The sequence below is a fragment of the Bacillus sp. 95MFCvi2.1 genome (genome assembly GCF_000374965.1).
GTDB lineage: Bacteria > Bacillota > Bacilli > Bacillales > Bacillaceae_G > Bacillus_A > Bacillus_A pseudomycoides.
Genome location: NZ_KB895698.1, coordinates 87,517 through 110,689 on the forward strand (window position 1 = coordinate 87,517; position 23,173 = coordinate 110,689).

At 35.4% G+C, this 23,173-nt stretch carries 20 protein-coding genes; 10 read left to right on the forward strand and 10 right to left on the reverse strand.

The features are described from left to right. Positions 1-2: 2 nt before the first annotated feature. From C568_RS0114250 to C568_RS0114260, 3 genes are all read right to left on the reverse strand, one after another. Entirely contained in the window at positions 3-1,256 is a 1,254-nt protein-coding gene (locus tag C568_RS0114250) for a VanW family protein (protein ID WP_018781922.1), read from the reverse strand. A gap of 246 nt (positions 1,257-1,502) precedes the next feature. After that, the gene (locus tag C568_RS0114255; RefSeq protein WP_018781923.1) at positions 1,503-2,516 is read right to left on the reverse strand and encodes an LCP family glycopolymer transferase; all 1,014 of its coding nucleotides are present in this window, start codon (positions 2,514-2,516) and stop codon (positions 1,503-1,505) included. Between the two features lie 194 nt (positions 2,517-2,710). After that, positions 2,711-3,889 (reverse strand): NupC/NupG family nucleoside CNT transporter, encoded by a 1,179-nt coding sequence (locus C568_RS0114260; RefSeq protein ID WP_018781924.1) that lies wholly within the window; start codon positions 3,887-3,889, stop codon positions 2,711-2,713. A 91-nt stretch (positions 3,890-3,980) separates the two neighbouring features. Between C568_RS0114260 and gloA2 the strand changes: the two genes are divergently transcribed. From gloA2 to aspA, 3 genes are all read left to right on the forward strand, one after another. Then, the gene (gene gloA2 / locus C568_RS0114265; RefSeq protein WP_018781925.1) at positions 3,981-4,367 is read left to right on the forward strand and encodes an SMU1112c/YaeR family gloxylase I-like metalloprotein; all 387 of its coding nucleotides are present in this window, start codon (positions 3,981-3,983) and stop codon (positions 4,365-4,367) included. Between the two features lie 160 nt (positions 4,368-4,527). Beyond that, complete coding sequence (locus tag C568_RS0114270; RefSeq protein WP_018781926.1) at positions 4,528-5,844, forward strand: hemolysin family protein; 1,317 nt, start codon at positions 4,528-4,530, stop codon at positions 5,842-5,844. Positions 5,845-6,026: 182 nt separating this feature from the next. Next, on the forward strand, positions 6,027-7,460 hold the full coding sequence (gene aspA / locus C568_RS0114275) for an aspartate ammonia-lyase (RefSeq protein WP_018781927.1): 1,434 nt from the start codon (positions 6,027-6,029) through the stop codon (positions 7,458-7,460). A 106-nt stretch (positions 7,461-7,566) separates the two neighbouring features. On the opposite strand, the gene C568_RS0114280 is transcribed toward aspA, so the two are convergent. After that, positions 7,567-9,186 (reverse strand): lactate permease LctP family transporter, encoded by a 1,620-nt coding sequence (locus tag C568_RS0114280; protein ID WP_003205851.1) that lies wholly within the window; start codon positions 9,184-9,186, stop codon positions 7,567-7,569. 869 nt (positions 9,187-10,055) lie between these two features. Here C568_RS0114280 and C568_RS0114285 point away from each other — a divergent pair. Then, entirely contained in the window at positions 10,056-10,343 is a 288-nt protein-coding gene (locus C568_RS0114285) for an ArsR/SmtB family transcription factor (protein WP_003195107.1), read from the forward strand. 178 nt (positions 10,344-10,521) lie between these two features. Continuing rightward, on the forward strand, positions 10,522-10,701 hold the full coding sequence (locus C568_RS0114290; RefSeq protein ID WP_006093508.1) for an acid-soluble spore protein H: 180 nt from the start codon (positions 10,522-10,524) through the stop codon (positions 10,699-10,701). 30 nt (positions 10,702-10,731) lie between these two features. On the opposite strand, the gene C568_RS0114295 is transcribed toward C568_RS0114290, so the two are convergent. Both C568_RS0114295 and C568_RS0114300 read right to left on the reverse strand, forming a co-directional pair. Beyond that, on the reverse strand, positions 10,732-12,123 hold the full coding sequence (locus tag C568_RS0114295) for a peptide MFS transporter (protein ID WP_006093509.1): 1,392 nt from the start codon (positions 12,121-12,123) through the stop codon (positions 10,732-10,734). Positions 12,124-12,503: 380 nt separating this feature from the next. After that, positions 12,504-13,469 carry an ABC transporter substrate-binding protein gene (locus C568_RS0114300; RefSeq protein ID WP_003195102.1) on the reverse strand — a complete coding sequence of 322 codons (966 nt, stop codon included), beginning with the start codon at positions 13,467-13,469 and terminating at the stop codon, positions 12,504-12,506. 195 nt (positions 13,470-13,664) lie between these two features. On the opposite strand from C568_RS0114300, the gene C568_RS0114305 reads away from it, so the two are divergent. From C568_RS0114305 to C568_RS0114315, 3 genes are read left to right on the forward strand one after another with little or no spacing between them, the layout of a single operon-like run. Further along, complete coding sequence (locus C568_RS0114305; protein WP_018781928.1) at positions 13,665-14,669, forward strand: FecCD family ABC transporter permease; 1,005 nt, start codon at positions 13,665-13,667, stop codon at positions 14,667-14,669. Next, complete coding sequence (locus C568_RS0114310) at positions 14,666-15,724, forward strand: FecCD family ABC transporter permease (protein WP_018781929.1); 1,059 nt, start codon at positions 14,666-14,668, stop codon at positions 15,722-15,724. The genes C568_RS0114305 and C568_RS0114310 overlap by 4 nt, the downstream gene beginning before the upstream one ends. Positions 15,725-15,777: 53 nt before the next feature. Further along, positions 15,778-16,605: an ABC transporter ATP-binding protein gene (locus C568_RS0114315; protein ID WP_006093513.1), complete on the forward strand. Its 828-nt coding sequence runs from the start codon at positions 15,778-15,780 to the stop codon at positions 16,603-16,605. 27 nt (positions 16,606-16,632) lie between these two features. Here the strand turns inward: C568_RS0114315 and C568_RS0114320 are convergent, their stop codons facing one another. After that, positions 16,633-17,364: a class I SAM-dependent DNA methyltransferase gene (locus C568_RS0114320; RefSeq protein WP_018781931.1), complete on the reverse strand. Its 732-nt coding sequence runs from the start codon at positions 17,362-17,364 to the stop codon at positions 16,633-16,635. A gap of 214 nt (positions 17,365-17,578) precedes the next feature. On the opposite strand from C568_RS0114320, the gene C568_RS0114325 reads away from it, so the two are divergent. Both C568_RS0114325 and C568_RS0114330 read left to right on the forward strand, forming a co-directional pair. Then, positions 17,579-18,769, forward strand: coding sequence for a glycine C-acetyltransferase (locus tag C568_RS0114325; RefSeq protein ID WP_016113089.1), 1,191 nt, complete (start codon positions 17,579-17,581; stop codon positions 18,767-18,769). A 35-nt stretch (positions 18,770-18,804) separates the two neighbouring features. Continuing rightward, complete coding sequence (locus C568_RS0114330; RefSeq protein ID WP_003205847.1) at positions 18,805-19,779, forward strand: L-threonine 3-dehydrogenase; 975 nt, start codon at positions 18,805-18,807, stop codon at positions 19,777-19,779. A gap of 86 nt (positions 19,780-19,865) precedes the next feature. On the opposite strand, the gene C568_RS0114335 is transcribed toward C568_RS0114330, so the two are convergent. The 3 genes from C568_RS0114335 to C568_RS0114345 all read right to left on the reverse strand — a co-directional run bounded on the left by C568_RS0114335 (position 19,866) and on the right by C568_RS0114345 (position 23,079). Continuing rightward, complete coding sequence (locus tag C568_RS0114335; RefSeq protein ID WP_003195088.1) at positions 19,866-20,144, reverse strand: hypothetical protein; 279 nt, start codon at positions 20,142-20,144, stop codon at positions 19,866-19,868. A 154-nt stretch (positions 20,145-20,298) separates the two neighbouring features. Beyond that, positions 20,299-22,182, reverse strand: a complete 1,884-nt coding sequence (locus C568_RS0114340) for a vWA domain-containing protein (protein ID WP_018781933.1) — start codon at positions 22,180-22,182, stop codon at positions 20,299-20,301. A gap of 3 nt (positions 22,183-22,185) precedes the next feature. Then, on the reverse strand, positions 22,186-23,079 hold the full coding sequence (locus tag C568_RS0114345) for an ATP-binding protein (protein WP_018781934.1): 894 nt from the start codon (positions 23,077-23,079) through the stop codon (positions 22,186-22,188). Positions 23,080-23,173: the final 94 nt, after the last annotated feature.

The window sequence follows — 23,173 nt, forward strand, 5'->3', positions numbered from 1 at the left end:
CATCACGCCTTTTTGTATACGCTTTTTGAAATTTGGCCATTTGAGATGACTTGACCGTTTTGTGTTACTTTTTTATATGTGACAGCCGTAATTTTATTTTCAGTCTCGCCAATTACTTTTGATGAAACTTCTACGTTCTTGCCAGTAGGTGTACCGAAAATACGTGTAGTTATGCTGCTACCATTGGAAAACGCTTGAATGTAAATATATTTGCCAGTATTATTTTTGAATTTTAAATCTGGGCCATAATCTGCTACAGCAGCATCTTGACCAAGTGGCAAGTAATGAACAGGCATAGAGTGGTTACTACGAGCAACAACTCCTAAATCAGCACGTAATGCTGCCCCATATAGGGTACTACTCACTTGGCAAACCCCACCACCGGCGCTCTGGACAACTTTTCCTTGTAGGAATACAGCAGCAGATTTATAGCCATGCGCAGCATCTGTAATACCAACGCGTTCATTGAAACTAAATGTTTCATCAGGTGCTACAATTGCTCCGCTTAAAGTATTAGCAGATTTGTTTACATTAAAGGATTGGCTCCCGTTTCGACCAGCCATAGGAGTAGAATATTCAGCAATCACTTGTGTAATCCCCATATTTTGCAGATCTTCTGTAGAGCGTTCGGGCTTTATAGAGGCAATTGGGAGCTGAATATCTTGTGTACCAGCAGTAATTGCTTTTGCTGTTAATTCTTTTAATTTATCTTTATCAACTTTTTCGCCATTTTGACTTTGACTAATATTTACTGTTGTTCCGGAAACACTTAATTCAGCATTTACAGGTTCCTCTAAGGTTTCATTATATTTTTCTTTTATAAAGGCTTCATAAGTAGTTGTATTTAACTGTGGCGTTAGTTTATATTCACGTTTTAACTCGCCATTTTCAGCTTGTTTTCGCATTTTATAGCGATTTATCACATTTCCTTTTTGCTCTTTAAAGATTTTTTCGACAATTTCCGTTTCTTTATATTCAACACCTAAGTCTTTCCACGTATAAGCTTGTGTATTGCCTTGGAATGTATAGTTAAGAGATTTTTTGTTTGATTCATCAATTTTTTGTTGAATAATTTCTTGAACATCTTTTTTACTTTTACCATCAAGAGAAGTGCCTTCAAATGTAGTATGTGGTAATACATTTATATCAAGCTGTTTATTCAATTTAGACACGTATTGATAACCACCAATCCCACCTGCACATAGTAATATTCCACCAGTGACAGCAGAACCAATCAGTAAGTTACGTAGCTTCATTTACTTCCCCCCAAAAAATTAATATATAAGGTCATATGTATTCATTTTTAATGTATGAATGATAAAAATAGTATTATGTATGTACTAGTATACTATTATTTTAATTGTGGGTGTAATATTTTTATAAAAAACGTTACAATCTTGTAACATTTGTCTCTTTTTGTCATTATTTGTGAAAGAAAATGAAAGTATTTTGTTGAAAATTATAATAAAAAGGCTGCTGGGAAAGTCCTAGCAGCCTTTTTATTATAATTTTTTATGTTCAGTTTTATTCGTAACATCGAGATGTTGTTTCAATGTTTTAGATATGTCCTGTACACTCTTTTCGTCAGGAATGTAGTAGTAGATGCCACCTATATATTTATCGTCACCTTTTACTTGAAGTTTATCCATCTTTAGATTTGAGCCCATTGTGCTCTTTGTAATTGTCATCATGTCATCAAATGTTAAGTTTGTTTTTAAATCATGATCAACAGCATCTAATAAGCTGCTAATTTTATTAATGGAATTTATGGATAGCGCTTTTTGAGCAATGGCTTCCAAAACAAGTTGCTGACGCTGACCACGCATATAATCGCTGTCGATATGACGAGTTCTAGCTAAAGCAAGTGCTTCTTCACCATTTAAATGCTGACGCCCTTTTTTTAGATGGATTGCACCTGGTTCGTCCTTACTATTTTGTTCTGTAAATTCAACAGGAACATCAACATCGATGCCACCAAGGGAATCTACAATTTTTATAAAGGATTTAAAGTTAAATTTAACATAATAGTCAACAGGAACATTTAAAAAGTTCTCGACTGTATCAATTGTACTATCTACGCCTCCAAATACGTGAGCATGCGTAATCTTATCTTGTTTATCGCGTGATTTAATATATACACGAGAGTCACGTGGTATACTAACAAGTTTTACTGATTTATCATTTTTATTAATTGTTGCAAGTAATAATGCATCGGTACGCGTTGCTTTGCCGTAAGATTTTTCACGGAGGTCACTTTCATCAACACCCATAATAAGGACAGAAACATTGTCCGTCATCGGCTTAACAGCTTTTTCTCGTTTATCCGATTTATCTCCTCTATCTAATTTAGAATATGCATTATTTACAATTGATTTTGCTTTACTGTATATATGGAAGGAATAGCTTCCGCCACTAATTGTTACAATAAGTAATGGAATGAGAATAAACCATAGTAGGCGTCTTTTTTTAAATCGCCTCTTTGAGGTTCTATTCGTGTTTTCTACATCAGATTTCATTATTTAGTTCTCCTTTAAATCATTCAATTTGCATATTATCTTATAATGCATAGACGAGACACATAAAAGACATTGTACGCTAAATAGATGTTGTTGTACATGTATAAAAAAATAGATGTCTCGAGTATTTATGAGACATCTATTCGTATTGTATACAAAAAGTATGAATAAGAAAAGGATTAAATTTTACCTTCTTATAGCATAATGCTTACAATAATTGCAGATAAAATGCTGACGAGTGTCGCACCGTACAACAGTTTTAAACCGAAGCGAGCAACGACATTTCCTTGTTCTTCATTTAATCCTTTAACGGCACCAGAAATAATTCCTATAGAAGAGAAGTTTGCAAAGGATACAAGAAAAACTGAAATAATGCCTACTGTACGAGGAGTGAGGCTGTTTGCAAGCTTACTGAGATCCATCATGGCTACAAATTCATTCGTTACAAGCTTTGTAGCCATAATACTTCCTGCTGCGACAATTTCGTTACTTGGCACACCAATAAGAAAAGCGATAGGAGAGAAAACATAACCAAGTAATTGCTGAAATGTAATTCCAAACATAATATGGAATAAATCATTGATACAGCTAATTAAGGCAACAAATCCAATCAGCATAGCACCGACAACAATAGCAACACGAAATCCATCTAGAATGTATTCTCCAAGCATCTCAAAAAAGGTTTGCTTTTCACCCTTAATTTCTAGAATATCTTCTTCTTCTTTAACATCATATGGATTAATAATAAGTACGATAATAAAGCCGCTAAATAAATTTAAGACAAGAGCAGTTACTACATATTTTGGTTCAATCATTGTCATATAAGCACCGACGATTGACATCGATACGGTCGACATGGCGGAGGCGCATAGTGTATAGAGACGATGTTTTGGAATTTGCGCAAGCTGTTTTTTTACGGTAATGAATACTTCTGATTGGCCTACAATGGCAGAAGCGACAGCATTATAAGATTCAAGCTTTCCGAGTCCATTTATTTTACTAAGGAACAAACCGATCCAACGAATACAGAATGGTAATATTTTAAAATGTTGTAAAATACCAATTAAGACGGAGATGAAGACAATTGGTAAGAGTACATTTAAGAAGAAGGGCATTTCACCTTTATTCGTAATACCACCAAATACAAAGTTTACCCCAGATGCAGCATAGGCCAATAATTTCGTAAATACATTAGAAATCATGGTTACAAGTATGAGGCCGATTTCTGTATTTAATAGTAAAAAGGTTAAAATTAACTGTATAATAAGCATAATGAAAATCGGTTTGAATTTGATATGCTTTTTATTGTTACTTGCAATGAAGGCAAGAAAGAAAACAACGGCAAGACCGAGAAAAAAAGTAACAAATTTCATAATAAGCCTCCTTATGATATGTTCTGTTATATAGGTTTTTCATTTCAAGGGAGAATATGCATGTTTGGTAAAGAGAGGAATGAAGTAGAGTATGAATATATCTAGAGTGCATCATATTGCAATCATTTGTTCTGATTACGAAATATCTAAAAATTTTTATGTTAATATATTGGGATTTAATGTGTTGAATGAAGTTTACAGAGAAGAAAGGGATTCGTATAAATTAGATTTATGTGTAGGAGGACAGTATCAAATTGAGTTATTTTCATTTCCAAATCCTCCAAAGCGGCAAAGTTTTCCTGAAGCAGCTGGTCTTAGACATTTAGCATTTGCAGTTACAGATATACATGAAGCAGTGGGGCATCTAAAGCGATGTGGAATAGAGACAGAGCTAATACGTGTTGATGAAATAACAGGGAAACAGTTTGTGTTTTTTCAAGATCCTGATTGTTTACCATTGGAGTTATATGAGGACTAAAATTGGGGAAATTTATATAGGTTTGCTTTTTGACAAATGAAGAGAATAAGAACAAAGTGAAACTTCCATTCGTTTTTCATTCAATCAACTTCTTTGATTGGGAGAAAACTTCTTTTAAAAAGGAGGTGTAACTTTAGCTAAGAAAAGCTAAAGGTGTTCTTTGGAAATTGCTAAATTAATCATGGTTGTTATTCTTATTGCATTAACTGGTTTTTTTGTGGCAGTTGAATTTGCGATTATAAAAGTGCGTAGTAGTCGCATTGATCAGCTTGTAGGAGAAAAAAAACGTGGCGCACTAGCAGCTAAGAAAGTGATTTCAAATTTAGACGAATATTTATCCGCATGTCAGCTCGGAATTACAATTACAGCTCTAGGACTAGGTTGGTTAGGCGAACCAACGATAAAGCATGTATTAGAGCCGTTATTTTTAAAAATTGAATTTTCACCTGCAATTGCGAGTACTGTTTCTTTTATTATTGCATTTGTCGTTATTACATTTTTACATGTTGTGATTGGAGAGCTAGCACCAAAAACCTTTGCCATTCAAAAAGCGGAGCAAGTAAGTTTGTTGCTATCTCAGCCGCTCATTTATTTTTACCGGATTATGTATCCGTTTATTTGGGCTCTAAATGGCTCAGCTCGCCTCGTGACTGGCATATTTGGATTATCCCCTGCTTCTGAGCATGAAGTTGCACATTCAGAGGAGGAATTAAGACTTATTTTATCGGAGAGCTATAAAAGCGGAGAAATTAATCAGGCGGAATTTAAATATGTAAATAATATTTTTGAATTTGATAATCGGTTAGCAAAAGAAATTATGGTTCCACGCACTGAAATAGTTGGTTTATATGAAGATGAACCGTTCGAAACACATATTAAAGTGATTGGACAAGAAAAGTATACAAGGTATCCTGTATTTGGAGAGGATAAAGATGAGATTATTGGGATGGTTAATGTAAAAGACTTATTTATTCGCTATATGGATGGTGGACAAAACGAAGAATGTTCTATTATTCCGTATACGAGACCTGTTATTGAAGTTTTGGAAAATATCCCAATCCATGACTTGTTACTGCAAATGCAGAAAAGAAGAATTCCCCTTGCCGTTTTATATGATGAATATGGGGGGACGGCGGGAATTGTAACACTTGAAGATATTTTAGAGGAAATAGTTGGTGAAATTCGGGATGAATATGATGAAGATGAACATCCACCCATTGAACATATAAGCGAAACGTATAAAATTATCGATGGAAAAGTACTCATTAGTGAAGTGAATGATTTGCTCGGTTTACATTTGTTTGCTGACGATGTAGATACGATTGGTGGTTGGATTATGATGCAAAAACAGACAATTATTGAAGGTGATGTCATTGAAACGAATGGCTGGATTTTCAAAGTTCTTGAAAAAGATGTGCATCAAATTAAACGAGTAGAAATAAAAAAAGTTGAAGTGGAAGATACGGCAATTGCGTAATCTTTATAAATTAGAAGTATGAGTGCGTCATCGATTTTGCAGAAAAACAATATTGTTTGCGCTTTCGAAAAAGGTGCTATATATTGAAGGAAGATATAGAAATATATCTCTTACAAAAATCATATTTTTATAGAAATCGTTTTTAGGTCATCGATTAGAATGAAAAGTATAGGTGATGAAAAATGGTAGCAACGAAAGGGATACGTATTGAAAAAGATTTTTTAGGAGAAAAGGAAGTACCAAATGCAGCTTACTATGGTATTCAAACATTACGAGCAGTAGAAAATTTTCCGATTACAGGATATCGTATTCATACGTCATTAATTAAAGCAATGGCAATGGTTAAAAAAGCTGCAGCACGTGCAAATATGGAAACAGGTTATTTGCACGCAAATATTGGGGAAGAAATTGCAAAATCGGCTCAGGAAATTATTGATGGGAAGTTTCATGAGCAGTTCATTGTAGACCCAATTCAGGGCGGGGCAGGGACTTCTATTAATATGAATACAAATGAGGTTATTGCAAACCGTGCACTTGAGAGAATGGGGCATGAAAAAGGAAACTATGCAATCATTAGCCCGAATACACATGTGAACATGGCGCAATCAACAAATGATGCGTTCCCAACAGGAATTCATATTGCGGCGCTTATGATGCTAGAAGAACTTCTTATTACAATGGATGCACTTCATCGTGCATTTACCGATAAAGCAAAAGAATTTGATCATGTGATAAAAATGGGGCGTACACATCTGCAAGATGCAGTTCCAATTCGTCTTGGGCAAGAATTTGAAGCATATAGCCGAGTGCTTGGGCGTGATATAAAACGCATTAAGCAGTCTCGTCAACATTTGTATGAAGTGAATATGGGCGCAACGGCTGTTGGGACCGGATTAAATGCAAATCCAATTTATATTGAGCAAGTTGTAAAGCATTTACGCAGTATTAGCGGATTTCCACTAGTTGGTGCAGAACATTTAGTGGATGCAACGCAAAACACAGATGCGTATACAGAAGTATCAGCAGCACTAAAAGTATGTATGATGAATATGTCTAAAATTGCAAATGACTTGCGCATTATGGCATCTGGCCCACGTGTCGGATTGGCTGAAATTCAATTACCAGCTCGTCAACCAGGATCATCTATTATGCCAGGAAAAGTAAATCCAGTTATGGCAGAAGCAATTAATCAAGTGGCCTTCCAAGTTATTGGAAATGACCATACAATATGTTTAGCATCAGAAGCAGGACAATTAGAACTAAATGTAATGGAGCCGGTGTTAGTATTTAATTTAATTCAATCCATTAGTATTATGAATAATGCATTCCGCGTATTTCGTGAGTATTGTATTAAAGGTATTACTGCAAATGAAGAATTGTTAAAACAATATGTCGAGAAAAGCGTTGGGATTATTACAGCGGTGAATCCTCATATTGGATATGAGACGGCATCTCGCATTGCTCGCGAAGCGATTGAAACAGGTAAATCTGTTCGTGAGCTTTGCTTAGAGCATGGTGTGTTAACAGAAGAGGAACTTGATATTATTTTGGATCCATATGAAATGACACATCCCGAAATTGCTGGTGCGTCGCTATTGAAGAATAAAAAATCCTGATACTGTATGTATTAGGATTTTTTTTATACCAAAGTATAAGAATGAGTGAATGGTTAGAAAGAAAAAGATAAAAAAACGATCCCACGTGAGGGATCGTTTTCATCTTTTAAAAGATATTAAATATAGAGTTAAGTTGAAGTAAACTAATTATGACTAAGAAAATCAAACTATATTTCATTGCTGTTTTAAATAGGACAGATTCTTTACCGACTAGTCCAACTGCCGCACAAGCAACTGCTACAGATTGAGGTGATACCATTTTTGCCATTGTCCCGCCGACTACGTTTAAAGCAACAAGTGTAGAAGGTACGATATCTAATTGTGCTGCAGTTACTGCTTGAAGTGGTGCAAATAGTGAACCACTTGATACTACAGAACCAGTTAAGAATACGCCAATCCAACCTAAGATTGGAGATAAGATTGGGAAGGCCTTACCAGTAGATGATAAAGCTAGTCCAAGAGTAGAAGACATACCAGAGTAGTTTGTTACATATGCTAATGCAATTACACTACAAATTGTATAAATTGGAGCTTTCAACTCTTTTAATGTTTCAATAGTTAGTTCTTTAACCAATTGGCCTTTTGCGCGATATACGAGTAAAGATACGATAATTGCTAGTACAATTGCAGTAGTTGTAGATGAAAATACATCTAGCTTGAAGATTGCTGCAAATGGTGTATCCGCATTTACAATTGGTGTTGTTTTAATAACGTGATTGTGTAAACCAGGAATCTGGATATTAAATACTAAGTTTGCTAACGCACCGTTTGGAGCGAATAAACTTTTGATTGCTTTTAAATTGAAAATTGTTACGAATGCAGTTAAGAATGCAAATGGTGACCAAGCGTATAAAATTTGTTTCATTGTGTAGCTATGTTTTTCTACTTGTTCTTCAGTTTGAGCTGAAGATTTTGGTTGCCATACACGTAGGAATAATGCAAGTGCAACCATGCTGACAACTGCAGCGAAAATATCAGTTAATTCTGCGCCAAGGTAGTATGTTACAACGAATTGAGTAATAGCGAAGGAACCACCACTTACAAGGATACCTTGCCAAGTTTCTTTAATTCCTTTAAAGCCATCTACCATTGCAACAAGTAAGAATGGTAATACAAAGCTAATGAAAGGTAATAATGTTACAGTTTGACGACCGACAGTTAAGGCATCTATTTGTGTTAATTGAGCAGGTACTGTAACTGGAATACCCATTGCTCCCATTGCGCCACCAGCAATATTTGCAACTAAACAAATACCTGCTGCTTTTAATGGGTTAAATCCCATACCTACAAGTAATGCTGCTGTAATTGCAACTGGTACACCAAATCCAGCTGCACCTTCTAAGAAAGCACCGAAAGAATAAGCGATTAATAACACTTGAAGGCGACGGTCATTTGTAATACTTGAAATACTGTCGCGAATGACATTAAATTGTTCAGTTTTTACTGTTAATTTGTAAAGGAAAATAGCTGCAATAACAATTGTACAAATTGGATAAAATCCAGCTGCTACACCAAATGCAGCTGATGATACAGCCATAGTTGCAGGCATTTTGTAAACGAATATGGAAAGAATGATTGCTAAAATTACGCTATAAAGTCCTGATAAATATCCTTTGATCTTAAATACTGTTAAACAAAGAACAAAGAATAAGATTGGAAGAGCAGCGACAAGTGCTGATAACCAAATGTTGTTCAACGGGTCATAAATTTGTGTCCAAGTATTCATAATAATGACAACTCCTATCTATAATATGTGAAGACATTCACATTATTTGTGAAATAATTCACAATCAACTTACATTGCCTAGTATATTCCTCTTCAACACTATTGTCAACGTAAAAAAGTATAATTATTCCATGATAGTGTTAACTGTAAAAATTCCGTTACATTTTGTTCATAAACTAGACAAAAAGAGGAATCGTGTATATTAAAGTACACGATTCCTAATTTATCCCGCATTAACGGGCAGTAAGATCCACACTTCAAGATTTAGAGGGAAATGAGGAAGATAGGTGGGGATGAAGAAAACCCCACTGATGGACTCTCCATATACTCAACCATATTTTCAGATGTCATTGGTCCTACATGTTTAAAATGAAAAATTCTTTTGTTATCAAGAATAAAGGAGGAAGTTTTGGATAATTGTATAGTCAAGTGCAATATTAATTAAGACTATTATTAACCGCTTTTTAATTGTGGATCCTCCTCTTTACCAAAATTTAACTCTTTTCATCGTAACAAAGCAATTTTTATAGGTCGAATAACTAAAAAGATTACATTCACATATCATTTAAGAACAATATTTTACAATATTATTACGGTGAATATTGTGAGTGAAAAAATATAACAAAAAGGTTGAGAAAACAGCATTTAGAAGCAAAGTATTCCGATCTGTATTTTTTGCTTTTTCACTAAGCCGTGTAGTATAATATTCAAAATCAGCAGGGGTTTCTGCCCTTAATTGTATGTTGATAAAAGGAGGAAATAATTTTTTTATTTTAGGTTGATAAAGTTGTGTCGTAACAGGAAATATAAAAACAAATATATAAAAATAAATAAAGAGAAAATAAAAATGAAAAAATGAGGGGAACTTTATGAATCAAAATCAATTTGATTGTCGTATTTCAGAAGAGGATGTACAAATGCTACGAGCGTTAGCTCACCCGCTCCGTCTTCGCCTTGTAATGGAGCTTATGGGGCGTGGAACTTGTAACGTAACACAATTGCAGGAAGTATTAGAAATTCCGCAATCTACTGTTTCACAGCATTTAACGAAATTAAAGCAGAATAAAGTTGTTCGTTTTGAAAGACGCGGCTTAGAAGTATATTATCAAGTGCATAATGAGAAAGTAAGTGAAGTTGTAAAGACATTATTTTCATAAAATTGAATATTATAGAAAAAAGACGTGCGGAAATGCACGTCTTTTTTCTATAAAAATAGGCGTGAAAACCCCACTTTAAGATCTGAAGGAGATAAGTGACAGGAGTTTTCACGGAATATATTTCAAAGAGAAATGAGAAGATAAATAAGAGTGTAATAAGTAAAAGGAGGAATGAAGGATGGATGTAAAGCGCGTAAAACAAATTTTATCATCTTCGAGTAGAATCGATGTAACTTATCATGGTGTACCGGTTTGGATTGAAAGTTGTGATGAGGGAAGTGGAGTTGCGAATGTACATGATGTGAAATCACCAAATGAAACAGTACAAGTAGATGTTACAGCGTTAGAAGAGCAATAAAAAAAGCGGAGAATTTTCTCCGCTTCTTTTTTATTCCATCATACGTGCAATTTTTTTAGAGAACATAAGAAGTACTAAGCCAAGTACGATTACGATAATACCGATGCTTGCGAATACTTCTAGATATCCTAAAGATTGCGTGAAGGCAGCTAGTGCGCCAGCTAGATAGTTCGCCATACCAGAACCAGCTAACCATACTCCCATTAATAGGGATGCTAATTTTACAGGAGCAATTGCACTTACCATTGATAGACCGATTGGTGATAAGAATAGTTCACCAATTGTATGGAACAGGTATGTGAATACGATGAATAATAAGTTTGCTTTAGTAGCAATATGTGCTTCATCGCTTCCAGTTTTCAGAACAGCTAATGTTAAAACAAGGTAGCCAATGCCTAGTAAAATCATACCAAGTGCCATTTTTGTTGGAACTTTTAAGTCACCATTTTTTGTTTTAGATAGTTTCATCCATAACATAGATACGAATGGTGCTAATAGTACGATAAATGCTGGGTTAACAGATTGGAACCAAGATGTTGGAACTTCCCATCCGAAAATTGTACGATCAACAAATGTGTTTGTATATAGTGTTAAAGAGCTACCAGCTTGTTCAAAACCTGCCCAGAAGAAAACTACGAAGCAAGTTAAAATGATGATTGCCCAAGTACGGTTCTTTTCTTGTTTTGTTAAAGGTTTTTTCTCAATTACTTTTGCGTTTTTGTCTTGTGACTTTTTACCTACAACTGTTGTTCCTGCATTACCAAGGTAACGAGGAGCTAATAGGTTAAAGAAAATCTGTCCAACAATCATACCGATACAAGCTGCAAGGAACCCGTATTTATAACCCATAACCATAACGCCATTAGCGCTTGTTTTAAAGAAATCTTCTGCAAGGAATCCGCAAATTAGTGGTGCAAAGAAAGCCCCTACGTTGATACCCATGTAAAAGATTGTAAAAGCACTGTCACGGCGTGAATCATTTTCACCGTATAGTTCACCTAAAAGTGTAGAAATATTTGGTTTGAAGAATCCATTACCGATGACTAATAATCCTAGTCCTAAAAAGAGACCGGTTTTTGTATTCATTGAAAATAGTACAAAGTTACCAATTGCCATAATAATACCACCAAGGGTAATTGCATGACGTCTTGTAATAAAGTGGTCAGTTAACCACCCACCTGCAATTGGTGTGAAATATACTAATGCTGTAAAAATTCCGTATAATTGTACTGCAAAAGCCTTGTCGAATCCAAGACCGCCGCTTACAACAGTTGTTGTTAAATAAAGAACTAAAAGGCCACGCATTCCGTAGTAACTAAATCTTTCCCACATTTCTGTTAAGAACAACAAATATAATCCAGGTGGATGTTTTTTTGGTGATTGTTGTTCTTCAGCTTTTTTTAATTTTAAAGCTGCATCCATTTTGCTTCCCCCTAATCCTGTATAACGGATATTTATGTAATCATTTTAATTTACAAAATATTTAGAAGTCAATAGAATTATATGGAAATAGAAAGAAAATTTCTTAAACAATCTATTGAATCTCTATCCGTTATCGTATTTTTCCCTGAAAACGAGATAATAAGCGTTTTCAAATGTAGTATTTGAATTCTAAAAGAAAATAAAATAAAGATTAATCAGAAAATTTAGATTAAAACAATTCTTCTGATATAGAGAAAATATATTTTATTTGTTATTATAATATAACATATTGAGAATAAAAATACAAAATGAAATAATGTGACACTTTTATGAAATAAAAAACAGTTCCCCTTTTTGGGGAACTGTTTTGAATAAAGAGTTTATTTTACAAATCGTTTTTCAATGTCATCTAGCATTAAGTTCGCAGCCATTACACCGCCAGCTGTATTCCAAATCACATCGTCAACTTTGTATACTTTACCGTTTTTGGAAGCATTTAAGTTTTTGAATAGAGGATCGTTGATATATTCTTTTTCTAATTCAGAACCTTTTTTCTCATTACCTTTATCATATGTGAAGTAGAAGATGATATCGCCATCCATTGCAGGAATGCGCTCTTTAGATACATTGCGTTCTGCAAAGTCATTTTTGTTTTGATCACCAGGACGTTTGAAGCCAAGCTCTTTTAAAATAACACCAGAGAATGTATCGCCATGATAAATACGAACATCACCAGGCATAAAGCGTACCATAGAAATTTCTTGATTTACTTTATCCCCAAGTTTGCCTTTTAAGTCTTTTATACGTTTGTCGTAATCAGCTAATACCTTTTGACCTTCTTTATCTTTATTTACTGCTTTTGCATAAAGTTTAAAGTTATCTTTCCATTCACCGCGTAGTGTTTCTGAGAATACAGTAGGAGCAATGCCTTTTAATTGCTCGTATATCTTTTCGTGACGCAGTTTGTTACCAATGATTAAGTCGGGTTTTAAAGAAGCAATTGCTTCTACATTGGGTTGAAGCTCGGTACCGACAGTTTTTACATTTTTTAGTTTATCCTTCGTATGTGGATACCATGGGTTACCGGTAGGTGATTCAGCCGCACCGACTGGTGTTACACCAAGGGTAAGTAAAGCTTCTGTTCCTTCATTTGTTAAAACAACGACACGCTTTGGATTAGCAGGAACTTCTGTTTTACCCATTGCATGTTCTACAGTAATCATTTCTTTCTTTTCTTCTTTTTTAGGCTCAGCCTTGTTATCAGATTTCCCACATGCCCCTAAAAGAAGTGAAAATGATAGTACGAATGCAAATAACGCAAACGATTTTTGTTTGACGAAATTCATTATGTATCCCCCTACATATTGAGAATAGTTTTCATTATCAAAATCGATATTACGATTTTATAAATATATTGTCAATAGTAATAATTTACAATCATTATCACTGCAACTGAAAATAATTATTACTATCATTGACAATGCGAATTAAGTTACAATACACTAACAACGTATCATTATACATTGAAGGAGAAACGCTGCATGTTATTAAAAACAAATCAAGCAAAATGGGTTGGATTATTTGTTGGAATCATTGCAGTTATTGCTTGTATTTGGGGGAGTATTATTTTGGGATATACAAATACAAGTGGGAAATTAGCATTGGATGCTTTTTTTCATTTTAATGGTTCGAATGAACATATTATTATTCAAAACGTACGTCTTCCACGTGCGCTTATCGCTGCTAGTGTTGGTGCTAGTTTAGCCATCGCTGGTTGTTTTATGCAAACTTTAACTAAGAATCCACTTGCTGCTCCAGATTTTATTGGATTAAACTCAGGTGCTGCCTTTTTTATTGTTGTAGCCATTGTTGTTTTTTCGATAACATCTTTGTCAGCGTTTACGTGGATCGCCTTTTTAGGTGCAGCAGTTGCTGCAGCACTTGTATTTGCTTCTAGTTCTTTAGGAAAAGAAGGGACAACTCCTCTTAAGTTAACGTTGGCAGGGGTAGCGATAAGTGCCCTATTCTCTTCTTTGACACAGGGACTGCTTGTATTAAATGAAAAAGCGTTAGAAGAAGTGTTGTTTTGGCTTGCTGGTTCCGTACAAGGTAGAAAGTTAGAAGTATTACAATCCGTATTTCCATATTTATTAGTTGGTTGGGTTGCCTCTCTCCTGATGGCAGGGAAAGTGAATACGCTAATGATGGGAGAAGATGTAGCAAAAGGATTAGGACAACGAACTGTGATGATGAAGGCATTTGTACTACTTATTATTGTTTTATTATCAGGTGGATCTGTTGCTGTTGCAGGACCAATTGGATTTGTTGGAATTATTACCCCTCATTTCGCAAGAGCTCTTGTTGGTGTAGATCATCGCTGGAGAGTTCCGTATAGTGGTTTGTTAGGTGCCATTCTACTATTATTTGCAGATATTGCTGCAAGATATGTGATTATGCCACAAGAAGTTCCAGTAGGAGTTATGACAGCATTTATTGGTGCACCATTCTTTATTTATATTGCACGTAAGAGAGGGCTTAGCAAATGAAGAAGTATATTCCGTTTCGTATAGGAAAAGACGGCCTCTCGTTTTTAATGTATAAACGAGCTTGTCTCGTCTTGTTGGGTTTATTCGTTGTTTTAATAGGATTATTCTTTGCAAGCGCAGGTATGGGGGAGATGAAGATCGCCCCATATGATGTATGGCAAGCAATTACTGGAAACGGTGATGCGATGTCTAATATGGTTGTAAATAAGTTCCGTATGCCGCGCATTTTAATTGCAATTCTTGTAGGGATAGCTCTTGCTGTAGCAGGTTGTATTTTACAAGGACTCGTTCGAAATCCGCTTGCTTCGCCTGATATTATTGGAATTACAGGTGGTGCAAGTGTAGCGGTTGTATTATTTCTTGCTTTATTTAGTGATAAGAACAATGCATTAACAGTAAGCATTCATTATATGCCGCTAGCAGCATTTATTGGTGCAACTGTCGTCGCATTTTTTGTATATTTATTCGCATGGAGAAATGATGGATTATCAGCAGTTAGTCTTATTTTAATAGGTGTCGGATTTTGGGCACTGACAAAGGCAGCGACAACATTATTTATGCTGTTAGCGCCAATCTATCAAGCGAGCCAAGCAAATGTATGGATTACCGGTACTGTTTACGGATCTTCTTGGCAAAACGTAGGGGTATTGGCACCTTGGGTTCTTATCTTAACAGTGGTTGCATTTATATCGGCGAGACATTTAAATGCACAAGAACTTGGTGATGATATTGCTGCCGGACTTGGGATTCGTTTAACAAAATCACGTTTTTTCCTGCTACTCCTAAGTACGGCGTTAATTGGGGGAGCGGTTGCTTTTGCAGGTGGAATCGGATTTGTTGGTTTAATGGCGCCGCATATTTCAAGAAGATTAGTTGGTTCTTTATATGGTGCATTACTTCCAGTAGCAGCTATTGTCGGTGCGATTTTAGTACTTGCTGCCGATTTAATTGGGCGCACAGTCTTTGCTCCGCTTGAAGTTCCAGCAGGTGTATTTACATCAGCAATCGGTGCTCCGTATTTTATTTATTTACTTTATAAAAGTCGAAATTCATAAAGGAAAAAAATACATAGATGATTTTCTGTCTATAAAAAACGGAGTAAAGGAAGATGAACATGCAAAAAGCACTAGAGACTAAATCGTTAACATTGTCTTACGGTGAAACAACTATAATTAATGAGTTAAATCTAGAGATTCCAAAAGGAAAAATTACGATTTTTATCGGTTCTAACGGCTGTGGAAAATCAACTTTATTACGTTCGCTTGCTCGTTTATTAAAACCGACATCGGGTGATATTTTATTAGAAGATAATGCAATTCAAAATATGCAAACGAAGCAAATTGCGCGTCAAATGGCAATTTTACCACAAGGACCTCAAGCTCCAGAAGGACTTACTGTACTGCAACTTGTGAAACAAGGACGTTACCCATATCAAACATGGCTGAAGCAATGGTCAGAAAAAGATGAGGAAATGGTACAAAGAGCGCTTGCTGCAACAGGTATGACGGAATTTGTTGAACGTGATGTTCATGCTCTTTCAGGTGGACAACGTCAGCGCGCTTGGATTGCTATGACGCTTGCACAAGATACAGATATTATTCTGTTAGATGAGCCGACAACATACTTAGACATGACACATCAAATTGAAGTGCTAGATTTATTATTTGAATTAAATGAAACAGAGCAAAGAACAATCGTTATGGTACTACATGATTTAAACTTAGCGTGCCGCTATGCAGACAACATTGTAGCCATTCAAGATAAACAAATTTATGCGCAAGGTAAACCAGAAGAAATTATTGATTGTAAATTAGTTCGTGATGTATTTCGGATGGATTGTCAAATCATAACCGATCCGTTATTTGGAACGCCGCTTTGTATTCCGCAGGGAAGAGGAAGATGTTTACTTCCACAAGCAGCGCAGGTAGTGAAATGAAAAAAGCGATGAAATTTCATCGCTTTTTTATTTTTTACAAGAAAACAAGAGAAAAAGAGGAATACGCAATCGGCGTGTATATTCTTCTTCGCTTTGAAAATGGTTTCGTTTTGGTATTGCTTCTCGTAAATCTGTAATTGTAAATCCAGCTTGTTGTAAGAGTGTAAAATATTGTTCGATGGTGCGGTGATATTTAATGACATCCTGTTCAATCCATGGTTCAATACGCTCTCCAGTTTTGAAATAATTGTCGATAAGCCAACTTGTTCTCTTACCACTAGTTTGTAAACTCTCCAATGAAGAAGTAATAACAGGATGTTGAACGCTAAAAGTGAAGATGCCGTCGTTTTTTAAAGTTTGATAAACATTTTGAAAAATAATATCGAGATGTTCAATATAGTGCAGAGCGAGTCTAGATGTAACAAGGTCAAAAGTAGAAGAGGGATATGTATAGTCTTTGAGGTTTATAAAATGGACGATTCCATTTTTATTTTCTAGTTGTTTTATAGCTTCTGTATACATAAGGTGAGAGCCTTCAATACCGGTATAGGATAAACAACCTTTTTGTAATAACTCTACACCGAACTGGGCATCATCACATCCTAGATCAAGAATTGTCTTTTCTTTCACATCACCAATGAGCTGCAATAAGGCCGGTTTTTCGATTGTATCATTTGGATTATCATTTCGATATCTACGCTTCATGTACTGTTCAAAAAAAGAATCGTTATTATATACTTCAGCTTCTGTAAATGCCATTTTCTCAGCTCCTGAAAACATTTTTTTCATTCTATCAAACAATTGAAGTAAATCATAGATTTCTTGTATTTAATCCTATATAATTAAAAGTTGTAAGCGTTTTCTTTAAGCTATTTTTCTATAATAAATTTCGAAAACGTGTTAAGCTAGTAGAGGGATTATTAGCATTATTAAGATAATAATCCGCTTACATGAACGATAGGGAGGCTTCACGATGTCTAGTAAAACACTCGCAAACTTTTTAGAAGAAAATTTAGAGGATTTAAAAGCAAAGGGGCTTTATAACGTAATTGATCCGCTAGAAAGTCCAAATGGACCAATCATTACAATTGGCGGGAAAGAATATATTAACTTATCTTCAAATAACTATCTTGGTTTAGCAACAGACAATCGTCTGCAAGAAGCAGCAATTGGTGCAATTCATAAATATGGTGTTGGTGCAGGGGCGGTACGTACAATTAATGGTACTCTTGATTTGCATATCAAATTAGAAGAAACAATTGCAAAGTTTAAACATACAGAAGCAGCGATTGCATATCAATCAGGATTTAACTGTAATATGGCAGCGATTTCAGCTGTTATGGATAAAAATGATGCGATTCTTTCTGATGAATTAAACCACGCGTCTATTATTGACGGTAGCCGCTTATCGAAAGCAAAAATTATCGTTTATAAACATTCTGATATGGAAGATTTACGCAAAAAAGCAATCGAAGCGAAAGAATCCGGTCTTTATAATAAATTAATGGTTATTACAGATGGCGTTTTCTCAATGGATGGTGATGTTGCGAAACTACCAGAAATCGTTGAGATTGCAGAAGAGTTAGATTTAATGACATATGTAGATGATGCACATGGTTCAGGCGTACTTGGACAAGGTGCAGGGACTGTAAAACATTTTGGCCTTTCTGATAAAGTAGATTTCCAAATTGGTACATTATCAAAAGCAATTGGGGTAATTGGAGGATATGTAGCAGGGAAGCAAAACTTAATTGATTGGTTAAAAGTTCGTTCACGTCCATTCTTGTTCTCAACAGCTTTAACACCAGCGGATGCGGCGGCTTGTATGAGGTCTATTGAAATTTTAATGGAAAGTACAGAACTACATGACCGTTTATGGGAAAATGGCCGTTATTTAAAACAAGGTTTAAAAGAGTTAGGCTTTAACATTGGAGAAAGTGAAACACCAATTACACCTTGTATTATTGGCGATGAAGTATTAACACAAGAGTTTAGTAAACGTTTAAATGAAGAAGGCGTATACGCAAAATCAATTGTGTTCCCAACTGTAGCAAAAGGAACAGGTCGTGTTCGTAACATGCCAACAGCGGCTCATACGAAAGAGATGCTTGATGAAGCAATTCGTAAGTATGAAAAAGTGGGAAAAGAAATGGGAATCATTTAACACAATTACATCTTTTGAAAGCTTGCAAATGAGGAGTGGGGAAAATGAAAAAAATTCTAGTAACCGGTTCTTTAGGGCAAATTGGTTCTGAACTTGTAATGAAACTTCGCGATGTATACGGTGCATCAAACGTTATTGCGACAGATATTCGTGAAACAGATAGTGATGTTGTAAAATCTGGTCCATTTGAAACATTAGATGTAACTGATGGTCAGAAACTACATGATATTGCGAAACGGAATGAAGTGGATACAATTATTCATTTAGCAGCTTTACTTTCAGCAACTGCAGAAAAAAATCCGTTATTTGCGTGGAATTTAAATATGGGTGGGCTCGTAAATGCATTAGAAGCAGCACGTGAGTTAAATTGTAAATTTTTCACGCCAAGTTCAATCGGTGCGTTTGGTCCAACAACGCCAAAAGATAATACACCGCAAGATACAATCCAGCGTCCTACTACAATGTATGGGGTAAACAAAGTAGCAGGAGAATTGTTATGTGATTACTATTATCAAAAATTTGGCGTTGATACACGTGGCGTACGTTTCCCAGGTTTAATTTCTTATGTGGCTCCTCCAGGAGGCGGTACGACGGACTATGCAGTTGAAATTTATTATGAAGCAATTAAAAAAGGTGCTTACACCTCGTACATTGCGGAAGGCACATACATGGATATGATGTATATGCCAGATGCACTGCAAGCAATTGTTTCATTAATGGAAGCAGATCCAAGTAAGTTGATACATCGTAACGCTTTTAATATTACCGCAATGAGCTTCGAGCCAGAACAAATTGCAGCAGCAATTCGCAAGCATATTCCGACGTTTACAATGGATTATGCTGTGGATCCAGCTCGTCAAACCATTGCTAACAGCTGGCCAAACTCAATTGATGCAACAGCAGCGAAAGAAGAGTGGGGCTTTAAAGCGGAGTATGATTTAGATAAAATGACAGCTGATATGCTTGCTAAATTAAAAAAAAAATTAGAAGCTGAGTTAGTACTTAGCTAATGAAAAAAGAGCCGATTCAATTTTTTGAATCGGCTCTTTTTGTCAGCATACCTAAACATAGTCTAGGGAAGAAATAAGTTTTTTCGTTATATAGACTTTACCTTATTCGTATCTAGACTTCCTGGTTCGGTGCTAGATTCAGGGTATTGTTGTTCCGTTTCTTCATATTGTTTCTCATATTCGTAGCTAAATGCTTTATGCGCTTTTTGATCTTTCTCCCAAGGAGTCGATTTTCCTAACTTTCTGTTAGTGGAAGAACCGTAAGGGCCCTCAGGAAACTCTTCGGGAATGACATATTGATGTCTTGCTTCAGCAGCTGTAAAATCTGTATATTGTTCATCCTTTTTTGGGGACAAATGAAACATCCTTTCAAGTATATTTGATAGTAGACTTCTTCTTTAATATACCCAAAAAGATTTCTATGAATTTTTCATTTCCTTTTATCAGCGCTTTTTCAAATATATCGACCGTTAGATAAATTTCAACTAAAAAACAGGAGCTAAAATCAGCTCCTGTTTCCTATTCAATCGTCTTCAGTAATAATTTTTTCAATAATGGTTTAATCTTTAAGCGTAAATCTTCAGCATGATTCGCCACTAAAAAGTGATGGTTATAAATATTTTTCATTAATTGATATGTTGCTTCTTTTGCTTCGCCTTCTTCGATGAAAATCCCGATGACTTCCATACCGCTTTTACGAGCAAGTTTAACCGCTTCGTGTGTATCTAAAATACCGTCTTGCTGGTAGTCTAATGCAGATGGTTCACCGTCTGTAAAGACAAGCAGGAATTTGTGTTTCTCTTGCCTTTTTGCAAGCTTTTCAGAAACGATGCGGATAATGTAACCATCCCGATTGTCTTCCTCTTCACGAAGCTGCATAATTTCTGGACCAACGTTTGGTAACGTTGAATTTTTGTATGTTACAACTTCATGAATTACGTTTGGCTTATCTTCTGGTGTTGCACTAGAAGCATCTTCCCAAAAACCACTAATCGCATGAGGGATTTTTAACGATTTTAATGCTTCATGGAACAGAACAACACTCTTCTTTGTTTCTTCCATTTTATTATACATAGAGCCAGAGCAGTCCACTAATAATTGAAAGGCAACATCAAGCTCTTGTGATTCTTGTCCTTTTTTATAAAACATACGTGGTTGCTTTTCTGTATAAATACGTAGAAATTTTTTACGAAGTCTTCCGTAGTATTTATCGCTATTCGCGTTTGTTTTGTTTTCAATCGTTTTTTCAATAATTTTCTTTAATTCTTTTACGTCTTTATTAATGACTGACTTGATGGCTTGATAGTCTTTCTTATCGTCAGGGGTTGGCTTACGAGCTTCTTTCAATGTATGTGACGCACCAACGTTATATTTACCGTATATGCCCTCATTTTGACTAGAAGCATGGGAAGCTCTCGCATCTTCAGTATCAGCGCCATCAAAATTCGACTGTGTACTTTTTTGCGAAGTACCTTGTACTGAACCGAGTGCTTGATCACCATCTTCAGACTCACGAGCCGTATCGCCCATCATATTTGTTTTCGTACCACTTTCTAATTCAAAACGTAAGAAGTTTTCATTTTCATTATTTTTATTTTCACGATGCCATGTAGAGAAGCTTTCATTAATTTTGCTCTTATTATCGTCATCATCTACGATTTGGACATCATCATTTGCTAAATCTTCTACGCGCCCATCTTTTTCTTCTGCAATAACAGATAAATAGAGCGGCGCATGCCCAAAGTAGTTATTAATCATATCATTTTCAAGAAAACCTTCTAAGCGATAACGGATTTTTTCAACAATATACATTGTATCTTCCGTATTACGAGCCTGGAATGCTTCATGTAAAATAGCTTCAATTTGCTCAAAATATTCGTTGTTAAACATTTCATATTTATCGCTTGTTAGTGAAAGATAGCATAGACAAAATAGACGATCTCCATGATAGTTACGAACACGATTTATTTCATTTTGTGAGCCAAAATAATTTCGGTACATTTCCTTGCGTCGTCTAAAGATATGTTTCGTTCCAGGACGTAGGCTTTTTACAATTTCTTCAACTCGTAAATCTTCTAACAGAACAAATAATTGTGTTAAAAACTTTTTAAGAGGGGACTCTTGTAATTCGATCGCATAAGAGCGAATTAACTTCATGTCTGAGTAATGTTTATTGCCAAGTGCTTTTAAAAACACTTCGCTTTTTAATCCGATTACTGTATCTTCTTCTTTGCGATCATCCCAAAAGTGACTGATGACAACCTTTTTTTCAACTTCGTCGTAATAAGCTTTATAGCCATACTCTAAGTAAGCATCATCTTCTTTTAGAAGAGCATACATTAAATTTTCCATTTGAAGAAACAGCGACGCATCAATTTTTTTGTCACTAAAAATTTGTCTCATGAATTATCCCTCAAAGAAATAGCTTTCGGCTAATTCACGGACAGTCATTTGTTCTGTTTCATCATTTAATTTCGCGATGATACTTCGCTCAATCGCACGCATAACAGGGATATATACGCCTAAATCACATGCATCGATAATACCACGAATGCTTGCTGCTTCTTCACTTACACGTCCATCACGAGCAAGTGGCATGAGGTCACTTGCGAATGCCACAAACTTTTCAATTGTTGCAATGTCTTTCAATTTTGATTCGGATAATAATAGTTGTTTTAATGTATCGCCTTGAATATAAGGAACTTCAATGATAACAAAACGGTTTTTTAATGCTTCATTTAATTCACTTGTTCCAACATAACCTTCGTTGATTGCAGCAATTACACGATATTCTTCATCACCATATACAACTTGCTGTGTAAATGGATTTGTAATCATTTTACGGTAATCCAATGCACCGTGAAGAAGTGGAAGTGTTTCAGGTTTTGCCATATTAATTTCATCGATATATAGGAAATGCCCATTTTTCATTGCTTTCATAAGAGGACCGTCAACGAAGGAAACTTCAGATGCCCCGTCTTTTGTTTTTAATGTATTGTATCCTAAAATACCTTCCACATCTAAATCAACCGAACAGTTAATACTGTGCATTGGCTTTTGGAATAAGGAAGATAGAGTTTCTGCAAGGACTGTTTTTCCGCTTCCGGTTGGTCCCTTCAGTAGAATATTTTTACCAAGCAGAAGTGCTGTAATTGCATCTTCAATAATGCTATTATCCGATGCTTTGTACATTTTTGTACCGATTAAATGTACATTTTCACCAGCTGCTTGTTTGTTTTTTTCGTGAATTGTTGCCAGTTGCTGCTTTAAATCAGCATGTATATGAAATTGTTCTAACATGTATTTCCCACCTAACATTATTTTCATAAAGTAAACAATACATCTTATGATAACTTGTTTTAATATGGTATGCAAAGAAAAGGAGAGGGAGAAG

Bases quoted from the DNA above. Each gene is read 5' to 3' on its own strand.
- C568_RS0114310 (WP_018781929.1), top strand. From the start codon at position 14,666: ATGAAGAAGTATATTCCGTTTCGTATAGGAAAAGACGGCCTCTCGTTT.
- C568_RS0114260 (WP_018781924.1), bottom strand. From the start codon at position 3,889: ATGAAATTTGTTACTTTTTTTCTCGGTCTTGCCGTTGTTTTCTTTCTT.
- gloA2 (WP_018781925.1), top strand. From the start codon at position 3,981: ATGAATATATCTAGAGTGCATCATATTGCAATCATTTGTTCTGATTAC.
- C568_RS0114250 (WP_018781922.1), bottom strand. From the start codon at position 1,256: ATGAAGCTACGTAACTTACTGATTGGTTCTGCTGTCACTGGTGGAATA.
- C568_RS0114335 (WP_003195088.1), bottom strand. From the start codon at position 20,144: ATGTTTCATTTGTCCCCAAAAAAGGATGAACAATATACAGATTTTACA.
- C568_RS0114290 (WP_006093508.1), top strand. From the start codon at position 10,522: ATGGATGTAAAGCGCGTAAAACAAATTTTATCATCTTCGAGTAGAATC.
- C568_RS0114305 (WP_018781928.1), top strand. From the start codon at position 13,665: ATGTTATTAAAAACAAATCAAGCAAAATGGGTTGGATTATTTGTTGGA.
- C568_RS0114320 (WP_018781931.1), bottom strand. From the start codon at position 17,364: ATGGCATTTACAGAAGCTGAAGTATATAATAACGATTCTTTTTTTGAA.
- C568_RS0114285 (WP_003195107.1), top strand. From the start codon at position 10,056: ATGAATCAAAATCAATTTGATTGTCGTATTTCAGAAGAGGATGTACAA.
- C568_RS0114280 (WP_003205851.1), bottom strand. From the start codon at position 9,186: ATGAATACTTGGACACAAATTTATGACCCGTTGAACAACATTTGGTTA.
- C568_RS0114325 (WP_016113089.1), top strand. From the start codon at position 17,579: ATGTCTAGTAAAACACTCGCAAACTTTTTAGAAGAAAATTTAGAGGAT.
- C568_RS0114300 (WP_003195102.1), bottom strand. From the start codon at position 13,469: ATGAATTTCGTCAAACAAAAATCGTTTGCGTTATTTGCATTCGTACTA.
- C568_RS0114295 (WP_006093509.1), bottom strand. From the start codon at position 12,123: ATGGATGCAGCTTTAAAATTAAAAAAAGCTGAAGAACAACAATCACCA.
- C568_RS0114340 (WP_018781933.1), bottom strand. From the start codon at position 22,182: ATGAGACAAATTTTTAGTGACAAAAAAATTGATGCGTCGCTGTTTCTT.
- C568_RS0114255 (WP_018781923.1), bottom strand. From the start codon at position 2,516: ATGAAATCTGATGTAGAAAACACGAATAGAACCTCAAAGAGGCGATTT.
- C568_RS0114315 (WP_006093513.1), top strand. From the start codon at position 15,778: ATGAACATGCAAAAAGCACTAGAGACTAAATCGTTAACATTGTCTTAC.
- aspA (WP_018781927.1), top strand. From the start codon at position 6,027: ATGGTAGCAACGAAAGGGATACGTATTGAAAAAGATTTTTTAGGAGAA.
- C568_RS0114345 (WP_018781934.1), bottom strand. From the start codon at position 23,079: ATGTTAGAACAATTTCATATACATGCTGATTTAAAGCAGCAACTGGCA.